Origin of the sequence: Clostridium bornimense (assembly GCF_018917145.1) — a bacterium.
Lineage (GTDB): Bacteria > Bacillota > Clostridia > Clostridiales > Clostridiaceae > Clostridium_AN > Clostridium_AN bornimense_A.
In genome coordinates, this window is the sequence record NZ_JAHLOD010000023.1 from 1 (window position 1) to 20,560 (window position 20,560).

Consider the following 20,560-nt stretch of genomic DNA (forward strand, 5'->3'; position numbering starts at 1 on the left):
TAAAGCAGAATTAGAAGCAAAGAAAAAAAGAGCATCATGATAAATGCGACTAACAACGTAGTCGCATCATCATATATCTTTTATTTATTTTGATTGTCTACTTGACAGGAGTCAGATCAATAGTAACTTTTTAGTTAGAAAATTGCAATGGCTTTTTTAGCATATCACAATAAATTGCAAGAATTTGTGAAATTACTATAGAATATTATATGAAATTATATGATAATAATTATAATAAGAGGAAAAGAGGGGGTAATTATGAGAAGGAAACCATGTTATTCTATTATCTTATATTATTGTGAACTATTTGAAGAAAATATTGAATTTATTATAGACAATATATCAAAAGGGATAGTGGTTCATCTATTTCTTTTTAATACTTTAAAGGATGACTTAGAGTTAAATGAATATGAGAAGGATACGTTTAGTTATGCAATAGGAAAATTATTATTTATATATGAAGGTCAACATTTATTGGGAGATGATAATGCTGTTATTGCTATTGATGGAGATGTTATTAATTCTAATCTTTATAATAAAATTCGTTGTAAAGAATCAAATTTTAATTTTCAACAGTACGAAATAATTACTTCAAAAGAAGATGGAAATTATATAGTTTCTTCTGGAGCAGGAACAGGAAAAACAACTACTATGATAAATAGATTGATATTTTTAAAAAAGAATAATAATAATTTCAACTTTAATAATGCTGTTTTGATAACGTTTACCAATAAGGCAAGTATAGCTATGAGAGAAAAATTAATAGAGAAATTAGAAATGTATTATAAAACAACAAGAGATTCTATATATTTGGATTACATGGATGAAGCATTAAGTTGTTCAATAATGACGATTCATAAATTTGCGAAGAAAATAATTAATGACAATGGTAAATATATTAACATAAATAAAGATGTAAAGGTGAAGTCTTATAAGTATGAAAGAAAATTAGCTATTTCTAAAGGGTTAAATTTTGTTTTCCAGAATCATAAAGAATTATATACGTTAATAAAATATTATCCTATTTATGATATGGAAGATAAATTATTAAAGGTATGGGATAAGCTAGATAATTATTCTTTAGATATAAATTCAACAAGATATGAAGTAAAATTTGGAGAAGATGATATTTCGAAGTTAGTTGATATTACACTTAGAAAAGCTCAGGAATATTTAGATGAATATAAGGATTATGATATAGAAATAGTAGATTTGATGAAAAAATTATATTATAAGGAACTATTTACTGAAATTAAAACAAATAAGAAATATCAATATATAATGGTTGATGAGTTTCAAGATAGTGATAACATTCAAATAGACTTTATTACTAATTTTATTTCTATTACAGGAGCAAGGGCTTTAGTAGTAGGGGATGAAAAGCAAAGTATATATAGATTTAGAGGTGCAGAGTATACTGCTTTTAATTTATTTTGTAATAAATTAGATTCTAAACATATTCCATATAAAAAGTATTCTATGGTAAGAAATTATAGAACAAATAGCAAATTATTAAGTGAAATTAATAATATTTTTATAAAATTGAATGATGATGTTAAAAAGTTTGTTTATGAAGAAGAAGATTATATTTATTCCAAGGAAGAAGAAAAAAAAGAAACTAGTATAGAGTATATAGATTTAAGTGAAGAAGGAAGTGATAATAGCTTCTATAATTCTCTTTTAGATAAAAAAGAGAAAGACGCAGTAGTAGCAGTATTATTTAGGAGTAATAATGATCTAAAAGATTTTAAAGAATATTGTGATAAAAACAGTATTCTTTGTAGGGTGGATGTTACAGGAGGTTTTTATAGACATGAATCTGTAAGAGATTTTTATGTAATGATAAGGGCTTTGATGAATTTGCAAGATAATAATATTATATATTCTTTTATAGAAACACCGTATATTAATAAAAACATAAATAAAGAAGTGATCTTAGAAAGTGATTTTGCAGAAATAAAAAGTTATTTGCAACAGATATTATTGGATTCAGGTTGGAAAGAATATAGTAAAAAACTTAGGTATACTAATATTTTAGAATTAGTAGATGAAATAATAGAAGATTTAGATCCAATTAAAAATTATTATTGTAGAGAATATAATAAGGCAAGAAAAGTAAGTAATAATTATAAGAACATAGCTTATATGAAAACTTTGGATTATAAAAATAATTTAGAGTATTTAATATACATATTAAAAGAAAATTTTTCAGATAACATATCTTCAATATATGCTATTGAGGAGTTTGTTAGAATAAAGATGGCAACAGATACAATAGAGGATGTAAGAAGGTTAGAAGATAGTGATGAAAATAATTTTCTTCAATGCTTAACGGTGCATAAAGCTAAGGGAATGGAATATGATTATGTTGTATTACCTAAGTTAACTAATAGTTTTAATATTAATAAAAGTGTTGATGTTATATTAAGATCAAGGGGAAAGTGTGAGAACATAGGATTAAAATTAAGATTTGGAGATGAAGAACATAAAAATTTATATTACAAAGAGTATATTAAAGATGAAAAGGAAGAAATAATAGGTGAAGAGACAAGATTGCTATATGTTGCAATGACAAGATGTAAAAAGGGATTATATATAAATGCATCAAAGTTAATAGGAACTGAAGGTCAAAACAACTGGAAAACATTATTAGGGGGGGCTAGAGATTATGTATGAAGGTAATTATAAATATGTTGCTGAGGCTCATAATAACTCAAAAGAGTATTTTAGTTCTTTAAATATCGAAGAAGATGCTATATATGTAACAGCAAACGTATCTTTAGCAAATATGATAAAAATCAATAATAGTATTAAACAAGAGCAATGCTGGAGAATATTAGATATAGAAACGTTTATTGAAAGTATGTATCCAATATGGAGCAACTCCGTAAATAAGGTAAAGCTAAAAGGAGAATTAAGATTATCAATTAATGAACTAAGGAGTCAATATAATGATGAGAAGATGATAAAAGAATTAAAATTCCTAGAAGATAATATTGATTTGCTCTTAAGTGAATTTAAGTTTTTTATGGAGGGTGATGTATTAAGTATAAATAGTAAATCGTCAAACAAAAAAATGTCTGCAATTTACGAATTATATAATAATTTTATTGCAAGAAAAGAAGTAGTTAGATTTTCTCAAGAATTAAAAAAGAGTTTAACTAATATCTCAGAAATTTTGATTGCTAACTTCATAAAATATATGGAGTCTCAGTATAAGACAAAAAATGTAGAATTAGAAGAAAAGATAATGGCGAAGAAATCGGAAATAAGAAAAATATATTTTTATAATTTAAATTATATAGATTTTAAGAGATTTATATTTATTGAAAGACTTAAGCGGAATGGATACGAAGTAATATTTAGAGTACCATATTTTAATGAATTAGAGAAAACTAATAGAACATGGACGAAGATATACAATGTAAAGAGGGAAAATAATCAGTTTAATTCAAAAAAAGTTAAATATGTTGAATATTTAGAAGGAAAAAACAATATTCAAGTTATTGATGATAAAACTGATGAGAAAGTTGTAGTTAGAGAATATACAGAAGCTAATGATTTTTTTAGAGTAGTAGAAGATAACGTATATGTAACATTTTATAAGGACAGTTTAAGTTCTTGCGAAAGAAGTAAGAGAGATAAGGAGAATTTACATTGTTTCAATAGTGATATAGGTAGATTTTTATATCATTTATATAACAATTGTAAGGTGGAAAATGGTGAAGTATATATTTCTTTTAATACTTACAGAGAAATGATTACATCTGGATGGCTAGAATATAAAAAAGCTTGGAATGGGGAAAAGTTATCTTTATATCTTTTAGAAAATTCGGAGTACTTTTTAGGTGTAAAAACATTAAATGATATTATTAGTAGAATAGAAAATTTGATAAATTTAGAAACGGTTAGTAAGATTTTCGATGAGGAAGGAAAGTATAGAACAAAGCAAGATAGAAGAAAGAAATTTTTATCAAACCCTTTTAAGGCACTGGGATATCTAAATTTTGAGGATTATAATATAACTCCAACATATATGTACTTAGTAACATTAAAACTTAGAGATTTTTTATTGAGAGAGTTAAGTGATGAAAATGGCATTATAGAAGTAAGTGGTCATTTAGAAAACTTGAAAAAGATGTTTCAAAATAAATACATGGTAGAAAAATTCAACAATGGAAGTGAGGAAGAAAGAAAAATAATATCTAGGATTTTTACTGTATTGAGTAATAAGAAGAGGTTTTTAGATACCATGCATAAAGAGGATATATTTCAATTATTTAGTATTTATTTGAACCTAGATAGGAATAGAAGAGATAAAGAACAAGATTTCTCAATAGATCAATTAGAGGGGATTATTCTTAATAAACAATTGTTTTCAAATAATAACAAGATATTTATATCTGATTTATCATTTAAGGCTTTTGATAAGTATATAAACAAGTATACATTAAGTGAAAAAATTTTAACTTGGGAAGATACTAAAGATATAATGAAAACAAATAGTAAGTTTAGTAAAGATACAATAATGAGGGGAATAGCAATACATATACAAAGTAAAGAAGCATTTAAGAGTTATTATAAGTTTGCTATAGCAAATTTACTTATTAATTTCAAAGGGGAAATTGAATTTAGCTGGATAAAAAGATTGAGACAAGATGATACAAAGTCAATAATTTTAACGCAAATAGAAAGCTTATATGATAAAGCAAAAATTGTAAAGCAAAAGATTGATGTATCAAAGTTTTATGATGAAGATCTTATCAGAGATAATACTTATATTTACGATAAAAATGAAATAAGAAATAAAAATAAAGAATTTCCGGAGGTTGCTTTTAGAGATTTAGATTTTTGTGGGGATAAATTTCTTTATTCATCTGTATTAAAAGAGCATCCAGTATATTATTCAGATTTTCATAATAGATTAATATTTTCTGTATTAGTATCAATTATTAAGAATAATATGCAAGATGGATATAGTGAAATATATAAGCATGTATTTCCTTTATTTCCTCAATGGACAGAAGCATATAAAAAGAATATTTTAGATTGTGAATTTAGTAGAAAGAATTTGTATGAGTATAAATTTTTTCAGGGAATAAATTATCCTAAAGTTATAGACAAGCTATATATTTTGAAGAGTAAATATGTTGTTACAGAAAAAAGCAAAATACGAAATAGATATAATAAAGGAGAATTTGATGGGAAAAGATATTACAATGAGTTTATAGATGAATATTTAAAAGGAATAACATCACATAGTGGGTTACATTGCAAGATGTGTCCTCATTGTTATATTTGTAAAAGGGGGGCGTTTATAATTGATTATAAATAATGACGGTAAAGAATTTTTTTTAAAGTTCGCAAAAGTTTGGCAGAACTTTAAGGATTATTCTTATTTAGAGGGAATAAATTTGTCTCCTGAACAAATTAAAATTATTGAGGATGATGAAGAACAGTTACTAATTGAAGGATATGCAGGGACAGGGAAGAGTGTAACATTATTATATAAATTTATAAACGTATTAGTTAGGGAAGAAAAGAAGAAAGTTTTATTTGTAACATATAATTCAATGTTGATAGAAGATACGAAAAAAAGATTAGACACATCAAATGAATATAAAGAAAATAAGGACAAGCATCAAGTTGATATTATGACATTTCATGAAGTTGCTAGTAAGATTTTAAAAAAAGTAAAGGTTATTGATAAAGGTGTTGGAAAACTTACGGTAGAAAAAATAAAAAAGTATCAGGGTGATGCGTTAAGAAGAGTTGCTGCTATACTTTGCCAATATACAGAGAAAGATAAGGAAAAGTATAGAGCATTACCTAAAGAAGAATTATTATATAAAACTCATAATAATAATTTTGTTACAGAAGAAATAGCATGGATTAAAGCAATGGGATTTACTAATAAGGAAAAATATCTTGAAATTGAGAGAACAGGAAGAAGTAAAAGTATAAGGCTTACTAGAAATCAAAGAAAGACAATTTATAAGATATATGAAGAATATCAAGGAAGCTTAGAGAGCGGCAAATATGGAAGGGTTTTAGATTTGGAGGATTATGCGTTAAACATAGTTAGTAATAAACATTTAATTACTGATGAAATAAAATATGATTATATATTTGTAGATGAAATACAAGATCTAGATCCTATGCAAGTTATGGCATTATGTAATTTAACAAAAAAGTATATTGTTCTATCCGGTGATGCAAAGCAAAGAATTTATAAAAAGTGTCCTTTGAAGTATGAAGATTTAGGTTTAAATATTAATCAAAAAGGAAGAAGAAAGATATTAAATAAAAATTATAGATCAACGAAGGAAATAGTTACGTTAGCTAATTCGTTAAAGTTTTATGATTCAAAAGGTAAATTTTTAGAAAGACAATTTGTTAAAAGAGGAAGGAGACCAATAATACATGTAACGAAGGGCTTAGAAGCAGCTGGAAAATATATTGTAGATACTATTAATAAAATTTATAGTATGGATAAAACAAAAAGTATAGCTATTATTCATAGAGAAGAGATAAAAGGCAAAACAGGTCTAAAGAGTAATTTTAGATTGTATTTAGAAACTAATTTGAAACAAAGTATAACAGATATATATTCCTATGGAAAGAAGTTTCAATATGATAAAGAAAAACAAATATTCTATACCAATGGATATGATGTAAAAGGATTAGAATTTGATTATGTATTTATAATTGATTTTAATAGTGAATATTATCCAAGTAAAAAAGGAATAAAAAAGATAAGAGAAGCAAATGAAGGTAAAGATAAAGAGTTAGTGGAAGAAGATATATTGGAGTTTATTAATACTGAGAAAAAGTTGTTATATGTATCTATGACAAGGGCGAAGGAAATGCTGTATTTAATAGCTAATGTTGAAAAAGGAAGAAACAATATATCTGAGTTTATTTATGATTTTAATTATAAAGATTATGAAGCTAGTGGTTTTACTAAAAGAGATATTGAAGAAAGTAGAGAGCTTAAGAATATTTTTGGATATAGAAGATTGTTTTTAGATAAAGAAGAAATAGAACAAGTATAAATTACTTTAAAATACCTACAACTTAGTTAAAAAGATAAGTTGTAGGTATTTTAAGAATAGTAATCTTATTTTTATTGACTTGGTCAATAAAAATAAATATAATATAAATATATTGACTAAGTCAATAAAATTGCTTAAAGGGGGGAGCTAATTGATAGGTTTAGAGTATATCCTTGGATTACATAATATGCAATCTGTAGAATTAGCAGAAAAGCTAGGGATAAAGAAACAAAATATCAATATGTGGATTAAGCGTAAGCAAAAAATACCTAAAAAATATCTCCCCATACTAGAGAAGTTATTCGGAATAGATCAAGAGTATTTTTCGAAAGATTTAAGTGAAATAGATAAATTAGAAATACAAAAGGAGAAGTTAAAAAGAGATTTAAAGCCGATAATAAAGGAAAATAGAAAAGTTTATGCTGGAGAAGATATTAACGATATGATTAATACTCCTGTTTATGATAAGGAGGAAATAAATTCTTTAGAAAGAGATATAGAGAAGGCTAAGTTAATAAATCGGTTTAAATCTTCTCTAGAAGTTGTAGAGGATAATCCTTATATTGATACATATAAGCTTATAGTAGAAATAGTAGAAAAAGCTCAGCATGAAGTTATAGTCCATAAGACAATAGAGGCTTTAGCACATTATTTAGAAATATTGCCAGAGGGTATAACTACTGGAGAAGAACAGGCAGAATTTGAAAGTGAGATATTTGAAATTTTTGATGATAATAATTTTTAAAAATAAAATAGATTTATGGTTGGAGGAAATAGTATGTCAAGTGCAAATATAGGTTTTGAAGAAACATTGTGGAAGTCAGCAGATAAATTAAGAGGAAGTATGGATTCATCAGAATATAAGTATGTGGTATTAGGACTTATATTTATGAAATATATATCAGACAAATTTAAAACTAAATATCAAGAATTAGTAGAAGAGGGAGAAGGCTTTGAAGAAGATAGAGATGAATATGAAGCTGAAAATATCTTCTGGGTACCGAAGGAAGCAAGATGGGATTACATTAAAGATAATGCTAAGGATTCAAAGATTGGACAATTAATTGATGATGCAATGATTATTATTGAAAAAGAAAATCCAAGCCTTAAAGGTGTTCTTGATAAAAGATATGGAAGACCAGAACTAGATAAAAGAAGACTAGGGGAACTTATAGATTTAATTTCAACAATTAAATTACATAAGAACGGGGAGAAAGACCTTTTAGGTAGAGTTTACGAGTACTTCTTAGGACAGTTTGCTAGTTCTGAAGGAAAAGGTGGAGGAGAGTTCTATACGCCAACTAGTGTCGTTAAGACTTTAGTTGAAATGATAGAACCTTATAGAGGTAGAATTTATGACCCAGCTTGTGGATCAGGCGGTATGTTTATTCAAAGTGAAAAGTTCATTGAAGAGCATGCAGGGAAAATAGATGATTTATCAATTTACGGACAAGAACTTAATGCTACAACTTGGAAATTGTGTAAGATGAATTTAGCTATTAGAGGGTTAGATGGTAATATAGGACCACATCAAGGAGATACCTTCCATGATGATTTACATAAAACATTAAAAGCTGATTATGTTCTTGCAAATCCACCTTTTAATATTAGTGATTGGGGTGGAAATAAATTAACTGAAGATGTTAGATGGAAATATGGAGTACCACCAGAAGGAAATGCAAACTATGCATGGCTTGAACATATAGTATATCACCTTGCACCAAATGGAGTAGCAGGAGTAGTTTTAGCTAACGGAGCTTTAAGCTCAAATACTTCTAATGAAGGTGTGATAAGAAAGAATTTAGTAGATGCTAAGCTTGTAGATGCAATAGTAGCTTTGCCAGATAAGCTATTTTACTCAACAGGTATACCAGTATCATTATGGATATTAAATAGAAATAAAAAGGATAATCCTAAGTTTAGAGGAAGAGAAGATGAAATACTATTTATAGATGGAAGAAACTTAGGAGAAATGGTAGATAGAAGACATAGAGAACTAAGTAAAGATGATATAAAGAAAATAGCAGATTGCTATCATAATTATAGAAATATAGGTGGAGAATATAAAGATATTCAAGGATTTTGTAAAGCTGCAAAATTAGAAGAGATAAGAGAAAATGAATATGTATTAACTCCAGGAAGATATGTAGGTATAGAAGAAGCAGAAGATGATGGAATACCATTTGATGAAAAAATGAAAAGTTTAACAAGTGAGCTAGGAGAACTATTTGAAAAATCAAGAAACCTAGAGGAAGAGATAAGAAAGAATCTAGGGGGGATTGGCTATGAGTTTTAAAGAGTTTCGTTTTGGGAAAATTCCTAAAGAGTGGGGTATAAAAAAGGTTATTGATTACACTGAAGTTGTTACAGATTATGTTGCAAATGGGAGTTTTGCCACACTTAAAAAGAATGTTACGTATTATAATAAACCTAATTATGCAGTTTTATTAAGATTAGTGGATTATAATAATGGATATGACGGTGATTTTGTTTTTATTGATAAAAATGCTTATGAATTCTTATCTAAAACTAAACTTTTTGGGGGAGAGATTATTATTTCTAATGTAGGAGCAAATGTAGGAACTGTTTTTAAAGCACCTAGGTTATCATATAAAATGAATTTAGGTCCTAACACAGTAATGTTAAAGACAAAAGGAGAGGATAATTTTTATTACTACTGGTTTTTAAGTAAAGGAGGACAAGAGAGTATAAAATCAATTCTTTCAGGAAGTGCTCAACCTAAGTTTAATAAAACCGCATTTAGAGCTTTAGAGATTCCAATTCCACCAATAAATGAACAGAAAGCAATAGCAAAGATATTATCATCTCTAGATGAAAAAATAGAAATAAACAATAAGATAAATAAAAAACTAGAAGAAATGGCTCAAGCTATTTTTAAGCACTGGTTTGTTGATTTTGAATTTCCAAATGAAGAAGGAAAACCTTATAAATCTAGTGGGGGAGAAATGGTTGAAAGTGAGATGGGGATGATTCCTAAGGGGTGGGCATTAAAAGAGTTAAGGAATTATATAAAATTTATTAAAGGTAAAAAGCCTAAGAATATTTTGGATAAACCATTTGAAAACAGTGAAAAATATCTAACTATAGATGCACTAAATGGAAATAATATTCAATATGCAATTAATGATAAGGTTGTTATAGCAAATAAAGAAGATGTATTAATGGTAATGGATGGAGCTAGTTCTGGAGCTTTATATTATGGTATGAATGGAATAGTTGGATCAACATTATCTAAAATATTTATTAAAGATAGTGAAATAAATGAAGATATATTATATTATTTCTTAAAAATGAATGAATCAAACATTAAATCTCATTTAACTGGTTCAGCAATACCACATGCTGATAAAGAATTCGTAAATAAGTTAATAATATCTATTCCTAAAGATAAAGAATTATTAAGTAAAGCAACAAAGATATTTTCTGATATTAGGCAAAATATAATTGTAAATAATGAACAGAGTAATAGATTAATAAATTTAAGAGACACATTACTACCAAAACTTATGTCAGGTGAAATAAGAGTACCTTTAGACTAAAAGTCTTAAATTATTAACAATAGTTTATAGAATGGATAATTAAGAATTGGGTTAAAATGTTAATGTAATAATTATTAATTATAGAACTTTTAATAAAAAGTGAGGTGTAGGTTTGTTTAATGAAATAGATAGTAAAAAAGCAGTTTTAGATAGTAAAAGACCATTAGATAAAGAAGCTTTAAATAATTTAAAGAAATATTTTGATGTTGACCTTACTTATAATTCAAATGCTATTGAAGGTAATACTTTAACTATTACTGAAACAAAAGTAATTTTAGAAGATGGTATTACAATTGGTAAGGGAAAAAGTTTAAGAGAACATTTGGAAGTTATAAATCATAAAGAAGCTATAGATTATATAGATGATATAGTTAGTAGAGATATAGACATCTCAGAAAGAGTAATAAGAGATTTACATTATATAATACTAAAAAGTATAGATAATAAGAATGCAGGTCAGTATAGAACTACTAATGTACTTATTAGTGGCAGTGCCCATAGAGCAGTAGAACACTTTTATGTAAAGGAAAAGATGAATGATTTAGTTAATTGGTATAAGGAAAATAAAGATACAATGCATCCTATACAATTAGCGGCAGAGTTTCATTTCAAATTTGTATACATACATCCTTTTATTGATGGTAATGGTAGAAGTGCTAGGTTACTTATGAATTTAATATTGATGAGAAATGGTTATCCAATAACAGTAATAAGAAATGTTGATAGAGAAGATTATATGAAAGCTTTAGAAGAAGCTAGCACTAAAAATTATTTAAATCATTTTGTTAAAATAGTTACAGATGCCGTACATAGGAGCTTAGATACTTATTTGTATTTAATTAATAATTAATAGAAGAATTAAAGAATAGTATATTTCAATTAATAAGGTGGGGTGGGTAGTGAGTTTATTAGAAAATTTTAGAGAAGATCATTTAGAGCAAGCGGCCATTGAGATACTACAAGAGCTTGGATATAGTTATGCATTTGGTCCAGATATTGCTTATGATGGTGATTGTGCTGAAAGATTTAATTATAAAGATGTTATTTTAGAACAAAGGGTTAAAGATGCTTTATTTAGTATAAATAGACATTTGCCAGAGGAAGCTTTAGAAGAAGCTTACAGAAAGATTATTACATTTAATAGCCCAGTGTTAGTTGATAATAATAAGGATTTTCATAAGCTTTTAGTGGAAGGAATAGATGTTTCTTTTAGTAGAGATGGTGCTATAAAAACTGAAAAAGCTTATATTATAGATTTTGACGATATAGAGAAAAATGATTTTTTAGTTGTTAATCAATTTACAATAGTTGAAAAGGAAGAAAGAAGACCAGATTTAATTATCTTTGTAAATGGAATTCCTTTAGTAGTTATAGAGCTTAAATCAGCTACTGATGAAAATGTAGGTATTGAAGAAGCTTATAATCAAATTCAAACATATAAAAATGATATTCCTAGTCTTTTTAATTACAATGCTTTTTGCATATTATCTGATGGTATAAATGCTAAGGTAGGTACAATTACTTCTAGTGAAGAAAGATTTATGAACTGGAGAAGTATTGATGGAGAAAAAATTGAACCATTAAGTGTGCCACAGTATGAAGTTATGTTAAGAGGTATGTTATCTAAGGAGCGTTTATTAGATATAGTACAAAATTTCTTATTGTTTCAAACTTCTAAAAAAGCTGATTATGATAAAGATGGCAATAAGATTGGAGATAAAGCTACCAATATCAAGATATTAGCAGGGTATCATCAATATTTTGCTGTTAGAAAAGCTGTTGAAAAAACTAAGATAGCTTGTAGTGTCAATGGTGATAAAAAGGCAGGAGTTATTTGGCATACCCAAGGTTCAGGAAAAAGTTTTTCTATGGTGTTTTATGCAGCACAATTAGTTAAGGAACTAAATAATCCAACAATAATTGTATTAACAGATAGAAATGATTTAGATGATCAGTTATTTTCTACTTTTGCTAAGTCTTCTGATATATTAAGACAAACTCCAAAGCAAGCTGATGTTAGGAAACTTTCAGATGAGCAAAAATTAAGTAATGTAAAATCTAAGGATAATTCAAAAGAAGTAAATGGTTTATTCGATTTACTTAACGATAGGGAATCTGGTGGGATAATCTTTACAACTATTCAAAAGTTCAAACCAGAAGATGGTGAGATGCCAGTATTAACAGATAGAAGAAATGTTATTATTATTGCAGATGAGGCTCATAGAAGTCAATATGGACTTGAGGCAAAGACTAATGCAAAAACTGGTGAAGTTAAGTATGGATATGCAAAGTATTTAAGAGATGCACTACCAAATGCTACTTTTATTGGATTTACAGGTACACCAATTGAACTTGATGATAAGTCAACACCAGCTGTGTTTGGCCAATATATTGATATTTATGATATGACTAGAGCTGTGGAAGATGGGGCTACAGTAAAGATATATTATGAAAATAGAATAATTAAACTTGATGCCAATGAAGATGTCCTTAGTGAAGTTGATGATGAATTTGATGAAATAACAGAAGGACAAGAGGAAACCTCAAAGGAAAAGTATAAAAGTAAATGGTCAAGGTTAGAGGCTGTCGTTGGTGCACCAAGTAGAGTTAAAAGATTAGCAGAAGATATAGTAAATCACTATGAGGAAAAAGCTAAAACTATTGATGGAAAAGCAATGATAGTTTGCATGAGTAGAAATATCTGTGTTTCTCTATATGATGAGATTGTTAAATTAAGACCAGAATGGCATAGTGATGATGTTAACAAAGGTAAGATAAAAGTTGTTATCACTGGTAGTGCTGCTGATAATGATAGACTACAACCTCATATTGGTGGAAAGCAAAGACGCGATACTTTAGCTAATAGAATGAAAGATAATAATGATGAGTTAAAGATTGTTATTGTTAGAGATATGTGGCTAACAGGTTTTGATGTTCCTTCAATGCATACTATGTATATAGACAAGCCTATGAAAGGTCATAACTTAATGCAAGCAATAGCTAGAGTTAATAGAGTATTTAAAGATAAATCTGGAGGGGTAGTTGTTGACTACTTAGGAATACTTGAAAGTTTAAAAAAGGCATTGAAACAATATACAGACAGTGATAAGCATAATACTGGGATAGATACATCAGTAGCTGTTTCAATAATGTTAGAAAAGTTAGAAATATTAAGAGGCATAGTTCATGGATTAGATTATTCAGGGTATATGAATGATAGCCAAGCAAAAAGAATGAGAGCAATAGTAGAAGGTATGAATTTTGTTTGTGGCCTTAATGAAAAAGAGCAAAAAGAATTTAAACAATTTGCTACAGAGTTAGGCAAAGCACATGGACTTTGTGCTGCTACTGATGAAGGTAAAAATCATGCATTAGAAGTAAGTTATTTCAAAGCTGTAAAAGCTAGTTTAGTTAAGCTAGATACTAAATCAACTGCTAAAAAATCAAAAGCAGAAATGGAAGCTAGAGTAAATCAATTGCTAGAAAAATCAATAATATCAGAGGAAGTGATTGATGTATTTGATGCAATGGGATTAAAAAGACCAGAAGTGTCCATTCTTTCAGAAGAATTTTTAGAAGAAGTAAAATTGATGAAAGAAAAAAATCTAGCAGTAGAAATGTTGAAAAAATTGTTGGAAGGTAACTTGAAAACATTGGAGAAAACTAACTTAGTTAAATCAGAAAAGTTCTCTGAAATGTTAAAGAAAACTTTAAATAAGTATAGAAATCAAGCTATTACCAATGCAGAAGTTATAGAAGAATTAATAAGAATGGCTCATGAATTAAAAAATATGAAGTCAAGAGAAGAAGAGCTTGGATTAACATCAGATGAAATAGCTTTTTATGATGCTTTAACAGATGATGAAGCTGTAAAAGAGTTTATGACAGATGAAACATTAAAACTTATTGCTCATGAATTAACTTATTCAATAAAGAGAAATATTTCTATTGATTGGAGCATAAAGAAGAGTGCCCAAGCTGGTATGAGAAGAATAGTAAAAAGATTGTTAAAGAAATATGACTATCCACCAGATAAATCTAAGAAAGCGTTAGAAACAGTGTTAAGACAAGCAGAGCTTATGTGTGGTAGTATGGATTTTTCTGAAATGGCAGCTGAAAGTGAAGGCAAATACAAATAAAAGTATATAAGGGTTTGTAAAAGGTATATGGGGAAGGTGGGATATAATAAATGACAGAACAATATATTGAATTTTGGAATAATACAAAGAAGCACATATCTAATACAATTGATAATGTAGAAGTGAAACAAGAAAAATATAAAGAAGATATCAAAGTTTTAGAAAAGAAAATATGTGACCTTAGAGAAGAAATTCCTTATGCAGATAGGGAAGATAAAATATATATGAGACAAGAATTAAATACACTTAGAGATAACTATGCTGTTCTTTGTAGAGACGGTGATGAAAAAGACACAGAATTATTTATAAAATCACCGTATTTTTGTAAAGTTACTACAGGAGATGGCAACTTATTTATTTCAAAATATAAAAAGGATTATGAAAATGATATAGTACTATTTACTGATAATATTGCAAAATTAAGATTTTATGATATAGGTGAATATGAAAATATTAATGGTATAAAGCATAATGTCAAAGAAAAGGTAGATTATATTATAGAGGAATCAGAGCTTAAGAAATTAACATACTATAAGAAAGAGCTAACTTATACTTATGATGGTGAAGATGTAACAGTAATTAAAGGTGAAATGCCTAAAGTGAAAAAGGTTATAAAACCTGTTGGCGATAGAAAAATAGGAATGCAAGAAATTATTGATAGAATGAAACTTGAACAAGATACAGTAATGAGGTCACCAGAGATAGGAGTAACTCTTATAAATGGTGGAGCAGGTACTGGTAAAACTAATATAGCCATTCATAGATTGAGATATTTATTAAATGAGTTCGGTGGTATGTTTAAAGAAGAAAATATGGCTTTAGTTTGTTTTAATGTAGCATTAAAAGAATATTTAAGCAGTGTTATTGGAGATCTTAATCTTAAAAATATAAAAGTTTTTTCCTTTGATAAGTGGGCTTATAATTTAGTAAGAAATTATAGTAATATAGGTTTTATTAACTATAATGCAAAGATAAGTGACGAAACAATAGAAGCATATAAGTCTGTAGAGTTTGGAGATATACTTTTCAATTATGTGCAAAGCTTAAGTAATGAAATAGAAAAACAGATAACTAGTAATGATATTCTAAAATTCTATATCCCAGATCAGTATCTATTTAATGACATTATAACTATTGAAGATATATTCCAACTAAGAGATGATATTCATGATATTGTAAGTGCAATGGATAATTCAGAAGAAAGAAAATCTACTATAGATAGAGAACTAGAAAAGATATTAAAGTCTACTTATGTAAGTAAAATAGATTTTAATAATAAGAGTTATATGTTAAATGCAACTAACATTATTTATAAGATTTATATATCAGAGGAATTAAAGGAATCATACAAAGATGCATTTTTCTATTATAAACCTTTATTCCAAAATAGAGCTAATAAATATGAATTATATTTGATAACTTATCTATTAACTTTGATTTCAGGAGAAATTAATGATGATTTAAGAGTTTTTGATCATATTGCAGTGGATGAAGTTCAAGATTTTCTACCTATTCAATTAAAGGCATTAAAGAATATTTCAACATATTCAATGACGTTAGCAGGAGATGTTAATCAAAAAATTTTTAATACTAATATAGATGAATGGGATGGCTTAGGTATTACAATAGATAACTTTTTTACATTAAAAGAAGTTCACAGATCTACAATTCAAACAATAAATTTTGCTAATGCTTTGATTGGAAAAGAAGATGAAATTATTAATGATAATAGCGGTTCAAAGCCAATATTATATTGTGGAAAAGGGTTAAAAGATAATATAGAGAATATAAAAGAAAAAATAACAAATATAAAATCTAAGAATAAAGATGCCTCCATAGTCATTTTATATCCAGATAGTAAACATCTAAAATATATTGATGAACAATTAAATGAATCAGGAATTAATAGTTATATAGCAGTAAAAGATGAATGGGATTTTACAAAAGATGTATCAGTAACAAATTATCATCAAGTAAAGGGATTAGAATTTGATTATGTATTTATTCTTGGGCTAAATGAGTTTGAAAGTTATAGTTATACTAATAAAGAAAAGATATTATATACGCTACTTACTAGATCTAGAGAAGGGGTATATATGTACTGTAATAAAGAGGTGCCTGAGATAATAGATAAAGTTGATAATAGTTTCTATGATTTGATTCAATTATAAATAAGTAAAATAATGATGTTTTTATTAATAACAAATAACACAATAATTTTAAATACATCTGTAGATGAGTTATTTATGTTTGTTGAAGATGATTAGATTTAAATGTTATGGAAAAGAAAATATAATGATCTGGTAGTGTTTTGGCTATATCTGCAGTAGATTATTGTATACATATCAAGAGACGTTCTGTTTTTATGTATATCTATTCTATGTTCTAGATGCTTTAAAAGATCATTTAAATAGAACACCCTAATGGGTGTTTTGTTTTGCGCTTTTTTGATTTCTAAAAAGAAATTATTGTATGATTACACCAATTAGTATATTTCTATTTATAAGAATTCCTAAAATATCTTAAGTATTTTTATAAATATACGAAAATTAATTGTAGAAGCATACAATAAGCAAAATTTCTGTCAAAAGTAATTATATTGTTAATATAAGTATTTTAACAATATAATTTATGAGCAAATATCTAAAATAAAATATTAGATTAGTATTATAAGAAATTTAGTATTTTAACTATTTTATAAAAGGAATGAGTAATTTGAAAAAGAAATCAATCTTTTTTGAAAATATATATTGTGAATCAAAAGGATATCGTGGAGAAAAAATATTATTTGATTCTATTAAGAGTATTTTTTCTGATAAAGAATGCATTGCAAAGCATGGATATATTATGAATTTCCTGAATAAAAAATACACAATTGAAGCAGATGTACTTTTGATTGATAAACAATTAGGAATTAATGTTTTTGAAGTAAAGGGCATTAATATACACAATATTATATCTATTAGTATTGATGGTTGGCATTGCGAAGGGATATATAAAGAAAAAATAAATCCTAACTATCAATTAGATAGAAATATTACAAATATTATTGATTTTTTAAAGGATATTGATGAATACAATGATAGTGTAGGGATAAAGCCTATTATAGTGTTACCATATATATCAAGTGAGCAATGGGAGAGTAAAGGATTTAATAAATATGCTTTTTTACCACCAATAATATTTAAAGATGATTTGAAAAGTGAGGATGTATTTTTAAGAAAAATGAATAGTATTCCATATAAATGTAGTGCTAAGCGATCAATGGAAGAAAGTGAATTTAATAATATAAAGAATATTTTTTTTGGCAAAATTACAGAAGAGATAAAAACATTTAATGTTATTTCAGAAAAAGAATTTCTTGAAAAATTGTTACAATAATATGATGACACATAAGGAGGTAAGAGGGGTGAATTATACAATAGAACAACAGTCTATTGCTAATTATGGAGAGGATGAATTATTAGTTAGAGGTGTTGCGGGAAGTGGAAAAACAATATCACTTTTAGCTAATGCTATAAAGAAGTGTAAAGAAAGTAAAACTATATTATTTATAACTTTTAATAAAGCTCTAAATCAGAAAATTGAAAATCTGGTAGAAGATAGTATTAGGAGTAATATAGAAATTAAAAGCTTTCATAGTTGGGCATATGCAGAGGTTTCAAAAATTTTAGGTAGACCTAATAAACCGTTATGGGATAATGAAAAGAAAAAGCTTATAAAACAAATTGTTGATAATATGGGAAGAGATTACGATAACAGATTTATAGATGATAGTAATGAGAATTTGGAATTTTTATGTGAAGAATTTAATTTTATCAAAGGAAAAAACTTACGTTCATTATCTGACTACATGAATGTGGAGAGAATAGGAAGAGGAACAAAAGTGAGGTTAATGCCTAATTCTATAGATAGAGAAGTTATTTATAATATCTATGAAAAGTTTGAGAAGAGTAAGAAATATGCTTGTAAATTTGAATTTATAGATTTGGGATTTTCTTTATATCCTAGAATTGAAGATGTAAGTAAGTACGATTATGTATATATTGATGAGGCACAAGATTTAAATCAAGTAGAATTGCAATTACTTAGAAAGATAGCTAAAAGGGGATTTTATGTTTGTGCAGATGATGGACAAAAAATATATAGGACTAATTATACATGGGCAGAAGTAGGAGCAAATTTCAAAGGTGGACGTGCAAAGAGATTAAATAAGTCATTTAGATCTACCTATGAAATTTTTAAATTTGCTAGTGAATTGCAGAAGAAAGATACATCATTGCGAGGTGAAAACTATATAGAACCAGAGTTTGACAAGACTATGAAAGGTGCAAAACCAACATTAATAGATTGTAGTAATTCAATATTAAGAGATGCAGAGCTAATTAAAAGAATTAATTCTTATCAGACTAATAATATTGATGGTAAGATAGGTATCCTTTGTAAGAATAGAAATACTGCAAGAGAAGTACAGGGTGTTTTAAATAGGGCAGGTATAGATGCATTTCTACAGACTGGATCAGAAAAAATAAATTTTGAAATGGATATAATAATAACTACACTTCATTCATCAAAAGGTTTAGAATTTGACTATGTGATAATACCAGAATTTACCGAAGATGATTCTATGTATAGAGATTCAAAAGATGAGGATTACTGGAATAATCAGAGAAAGCTTTGGTATGTAGCTTTCACTAGAGCAAGGAATAAGTTAGATGTTATGTATTTTAAAGATAAAAATAGTTTACTACAAGAAATTGATAGTGAATTATATATAGAAATTAAACTAAATTAGCATATTGTATATGTTATAAGATGAGAGATATACAGAATAGGAGATAGAGATGAGTTTTTTTAGCAGGTTATTTAAGAGTAGCAATACTTTTTCTGGTGGAGAAAAACATATAGTAAACACAGGAAATCAAAATGGATCACCAGTAATGTTAATTTTAGCAGATTATACAGACCATATGATTAAAGGTGAATATTGTAGAATAACAAAGGTGGGAATTAAAAAAGATATAGCATATATTTATAATGAATTTAGAGGAGTATGGTATAAGGTAGATCTTTTGGATAACTTAGTAGAAGAAGTAGATATTAAAGAAAATATGGAAGATTGGGAGTGTAAAACATTAAAGAAAGGGACTATTTTGTGGCAATTAGCTAATACAGTATGTATTTGTGGAATGATGTGGAGTGGTAGTTCACCATTTCAAATTGATGATGTGTTTACATCAATTACAAGTCAAATTAATAATAACATTAGCAGGTATAATGCAGTAGCATATATTTCCAGAAATAGCTGGACTACGAAATGTAGTAATAAACAAATTAGCATGGAAAAATTAATTAGAATGATACCAATAAGTGACGTTTCAAATGGAAAAGGCAATAAAACACTTCATATAGATGATAGGTGGACATTAGTAAAAGGTGTGATGCAACAATCACATCTATCTAATTTAAATCCTATTGTACCTGAAGGTACAGCAAATTTTAGGGGTACTATTTATGTTTGCCCAACATGCGGAAAGTTTATTACAAAAGTATTACTAAAGGAAACTTATATTAACGTAGATGGCACTAAACAAGAGATTGATAAAACTTTTTCATGTAAATATTGTGATTCGTTTTATGCACCAGTAATTGGACATAATTTAAATGAAGGGGCATTTTATTATTTAAAGGTTTCACCAAATAGATATAAAAATCTTGTACAAACAATGGATCAATGTTCACGTTAGTAATATTTTGAGAGTTTTTATAATCTAAACATCAAAGCTTTGATATCATTTATTATTTT

The 20,560-nt window shown here is 27.1% G+C and carries 12 protein-coding genes; all 12 read left to right on the plus strand.

Features of this window, described 5'->3' with window-relative positions; translation table 11 throughout:
* Positions 1 to 258 precede the first annotated feature (258 nt).
* The 12 genes from KQI30_RS09545 to KQI30_RS09600 all read left to right on the plus strand — a co-directional run bounded on the left by KQI30_RS09545 (position 259) and on the right by KQI30_RS09600 (position 20,501).
* On the plus strand, positions 259 to 2,676 hold the full coding sequence (locus KQI30_RS09545) for a UvrD-helicase domain-containing protein (RefSeq protein WP_216463075.1): 2,418 nt from the start codon (positions 259 to 261) through the stop codon (positions 2,674 to 2,676).
* Positions 2,669 to 5,335, plus strand: a complete 2,667-nt coding sequence (locus KQI30_RS09550; RefSeq protein ID WP_216463076.1) for a hypothetical protein — start codon at positions 2,669 to 2,671, stop codon at positions 5,333 to 5,335. The genes KQI30_RS09545 and KQI30_RS09550 overlap by 8 nt, the downstream gene beginning before the upstream one ends.
* Entirely contained in the window at positions 5,322 to 7,055 is a 1,734-nt protein-coding gene (locus KQI30_RS09555; RefSeq protein ID WP_216463077.1) for a UvrD-helicase domain-containing protein, read from the plus strand. Before KQI30_RS09550 ends, KQI30_RS09555 begins: the two co-directional genes overlap by 14 nt.
* 151 nt (positions 7,056 to 7,206) lie before the next feature.
* A complete protein-coding gene (locus KQI30_RS09560; RefSeq protein WP_216463078.1) occupies positions 7,207 to 7,800 on the plus strand; it encodes a YdaS family helix-turn-helix protein in 594 nt (197 codons plus the stop codon).
* A gap of 33 nt (positions 7,801 to 7,833) precedes the next feature.
* Entirely contained in the window at positions 7,834 to 9,351 is a 1,518-nt protein-coding gene (locus tag KQI30_RS09565; protein WP_216463079.1) for a type I restriction-modification system subunit M, read from the plus strand.
* Positions 9,341 to 10,615 (plus strand): restriction endonuclease subunit S, encoded by a 1,275-nt coding sequence (locus tag KQI30_RS09570; RefSeq protein WP_216463080.1) that lies wholly within the window; start codon positions 9,341 to 9,343, stop codon positions 10,613 to 10,615. Before KQI30_RS09565 ends, KQI30_RS09570 begins: the two co-directional genes overlap by 11 nt.
* Before the next feature lie 112 nt (positions 10,616 to 10,727).
* A complete protein-coding gene (locus KQI30_RS09575) occupies positions 10,728 to 11,465 on the plus strand; it encodes a Fic family protein (RefSeq protein ID WP_216463081.1) in 738 nt (245 codons plus the stop codon).
* Between the two features lie 49 nt (positions 11,466 to 11,514).
* Entirely contained in the window at positions 11,515 to 14,754 is a 3,240-nt protein-coding gene (locus tag KQI30_RS09580; protein ID WP_216463082.1) for a type I restriction endonuclease subunit R, read from the plus strand.
* 50 nt (positions 14,755 to 14,804) lie between these two features.
* Entirely contained in the window at positions 14,805 to 16,925 is a 2,121-nt protein-coding gene (locus KQI30_RS09585; protein WP_216463083.1) for a UvrD-helicase domain-containing protein, read from the plus strand.
* A 544-nt stretch (positions 16,926 to 17,469) separates the two neighbouring features.
* Positions 17,470 to 18,135 (plus strand): hypothetical protein, encoded by a 666-nt coding sequence (locus KQI30_RS09590; protein ID WP_216463084.1) that lies wholly within the window; start codon positions 17,470 to 17,472, stop codon positions 18,133 to 18,135.
* Between the two features lie 28 nt (positions 18,136 to 18,163).
* Positions 18,164 to 19,549, plus strand: coding sequence for a UvrD-helicase domain-containing protein (locus KQI30_RS09595; RefSeq protein WP_216463085.1), 1,386 nt, complete (start codon positions 18,164 to 18,166; stop codon positions 19,547 to 19,549).
* A 49-nt stretch (positions 19,550 to 19,598) separates the two neighbouring features.
* A complete protein-coding gene (locus tag KQI30_RS09600) occupies positions 19,599 to 20,501 on the plus strand; it encodes a hypothetical protein (RefSeq protein ID WP_216463086.1) in 903 nt (300 codons plus the stop codon).
* The last annotated feature ends 59 nt before the right edge of the window (positions 20,502 to 20,560 follow it).

Excerpts from the sequence above, each read along its gene's own strand:
- KQI30_RS09545 (WP_216463075.1), top strand. The coding sequence starts at position 259 with ATGAGAAGGAAACCATGTTATTCTATTATCTTATATTATTGTGAACTA.
- KQI30_RS09550 (WP_216463076.1), top strand. The coding sequence starts at position 2,669 with ATGTATGAAGGTAATTATAAATATGTTGCTGAGGCTCATAATAACTCA.
- KQI30_RS09565 (WP_216463079.1), top strand. The coding sequence starts at position 7,834 with ATGTCAAGTGCAAATATAGGTTTTGAAGAAACATTGTGGAAGTCAGCA.
- KQI30_RS09570 (WP_216463080.1), top strand. The coding sequence starts at position 9,341 with ATGAGTTTTAAAGAGTTTCGTTTTGGGAAAATTCCTAAAGAGTGGGGT.
- KQI30_RS09585 (WP_216463083.1), top strand. The coding sequence starts at position 14,805 with ATGACAGAACAATATATTGAATTTTGGAATAATACAAAGAAGCACATA.
- KQI30_RS09600 (WP_216463086.1), top strand. The coding sequence starts at position 19,599 with ATGAGTTTTTTTAGCAGGTTATTTAAGAGTAGCAATACTTTTTCTGGT.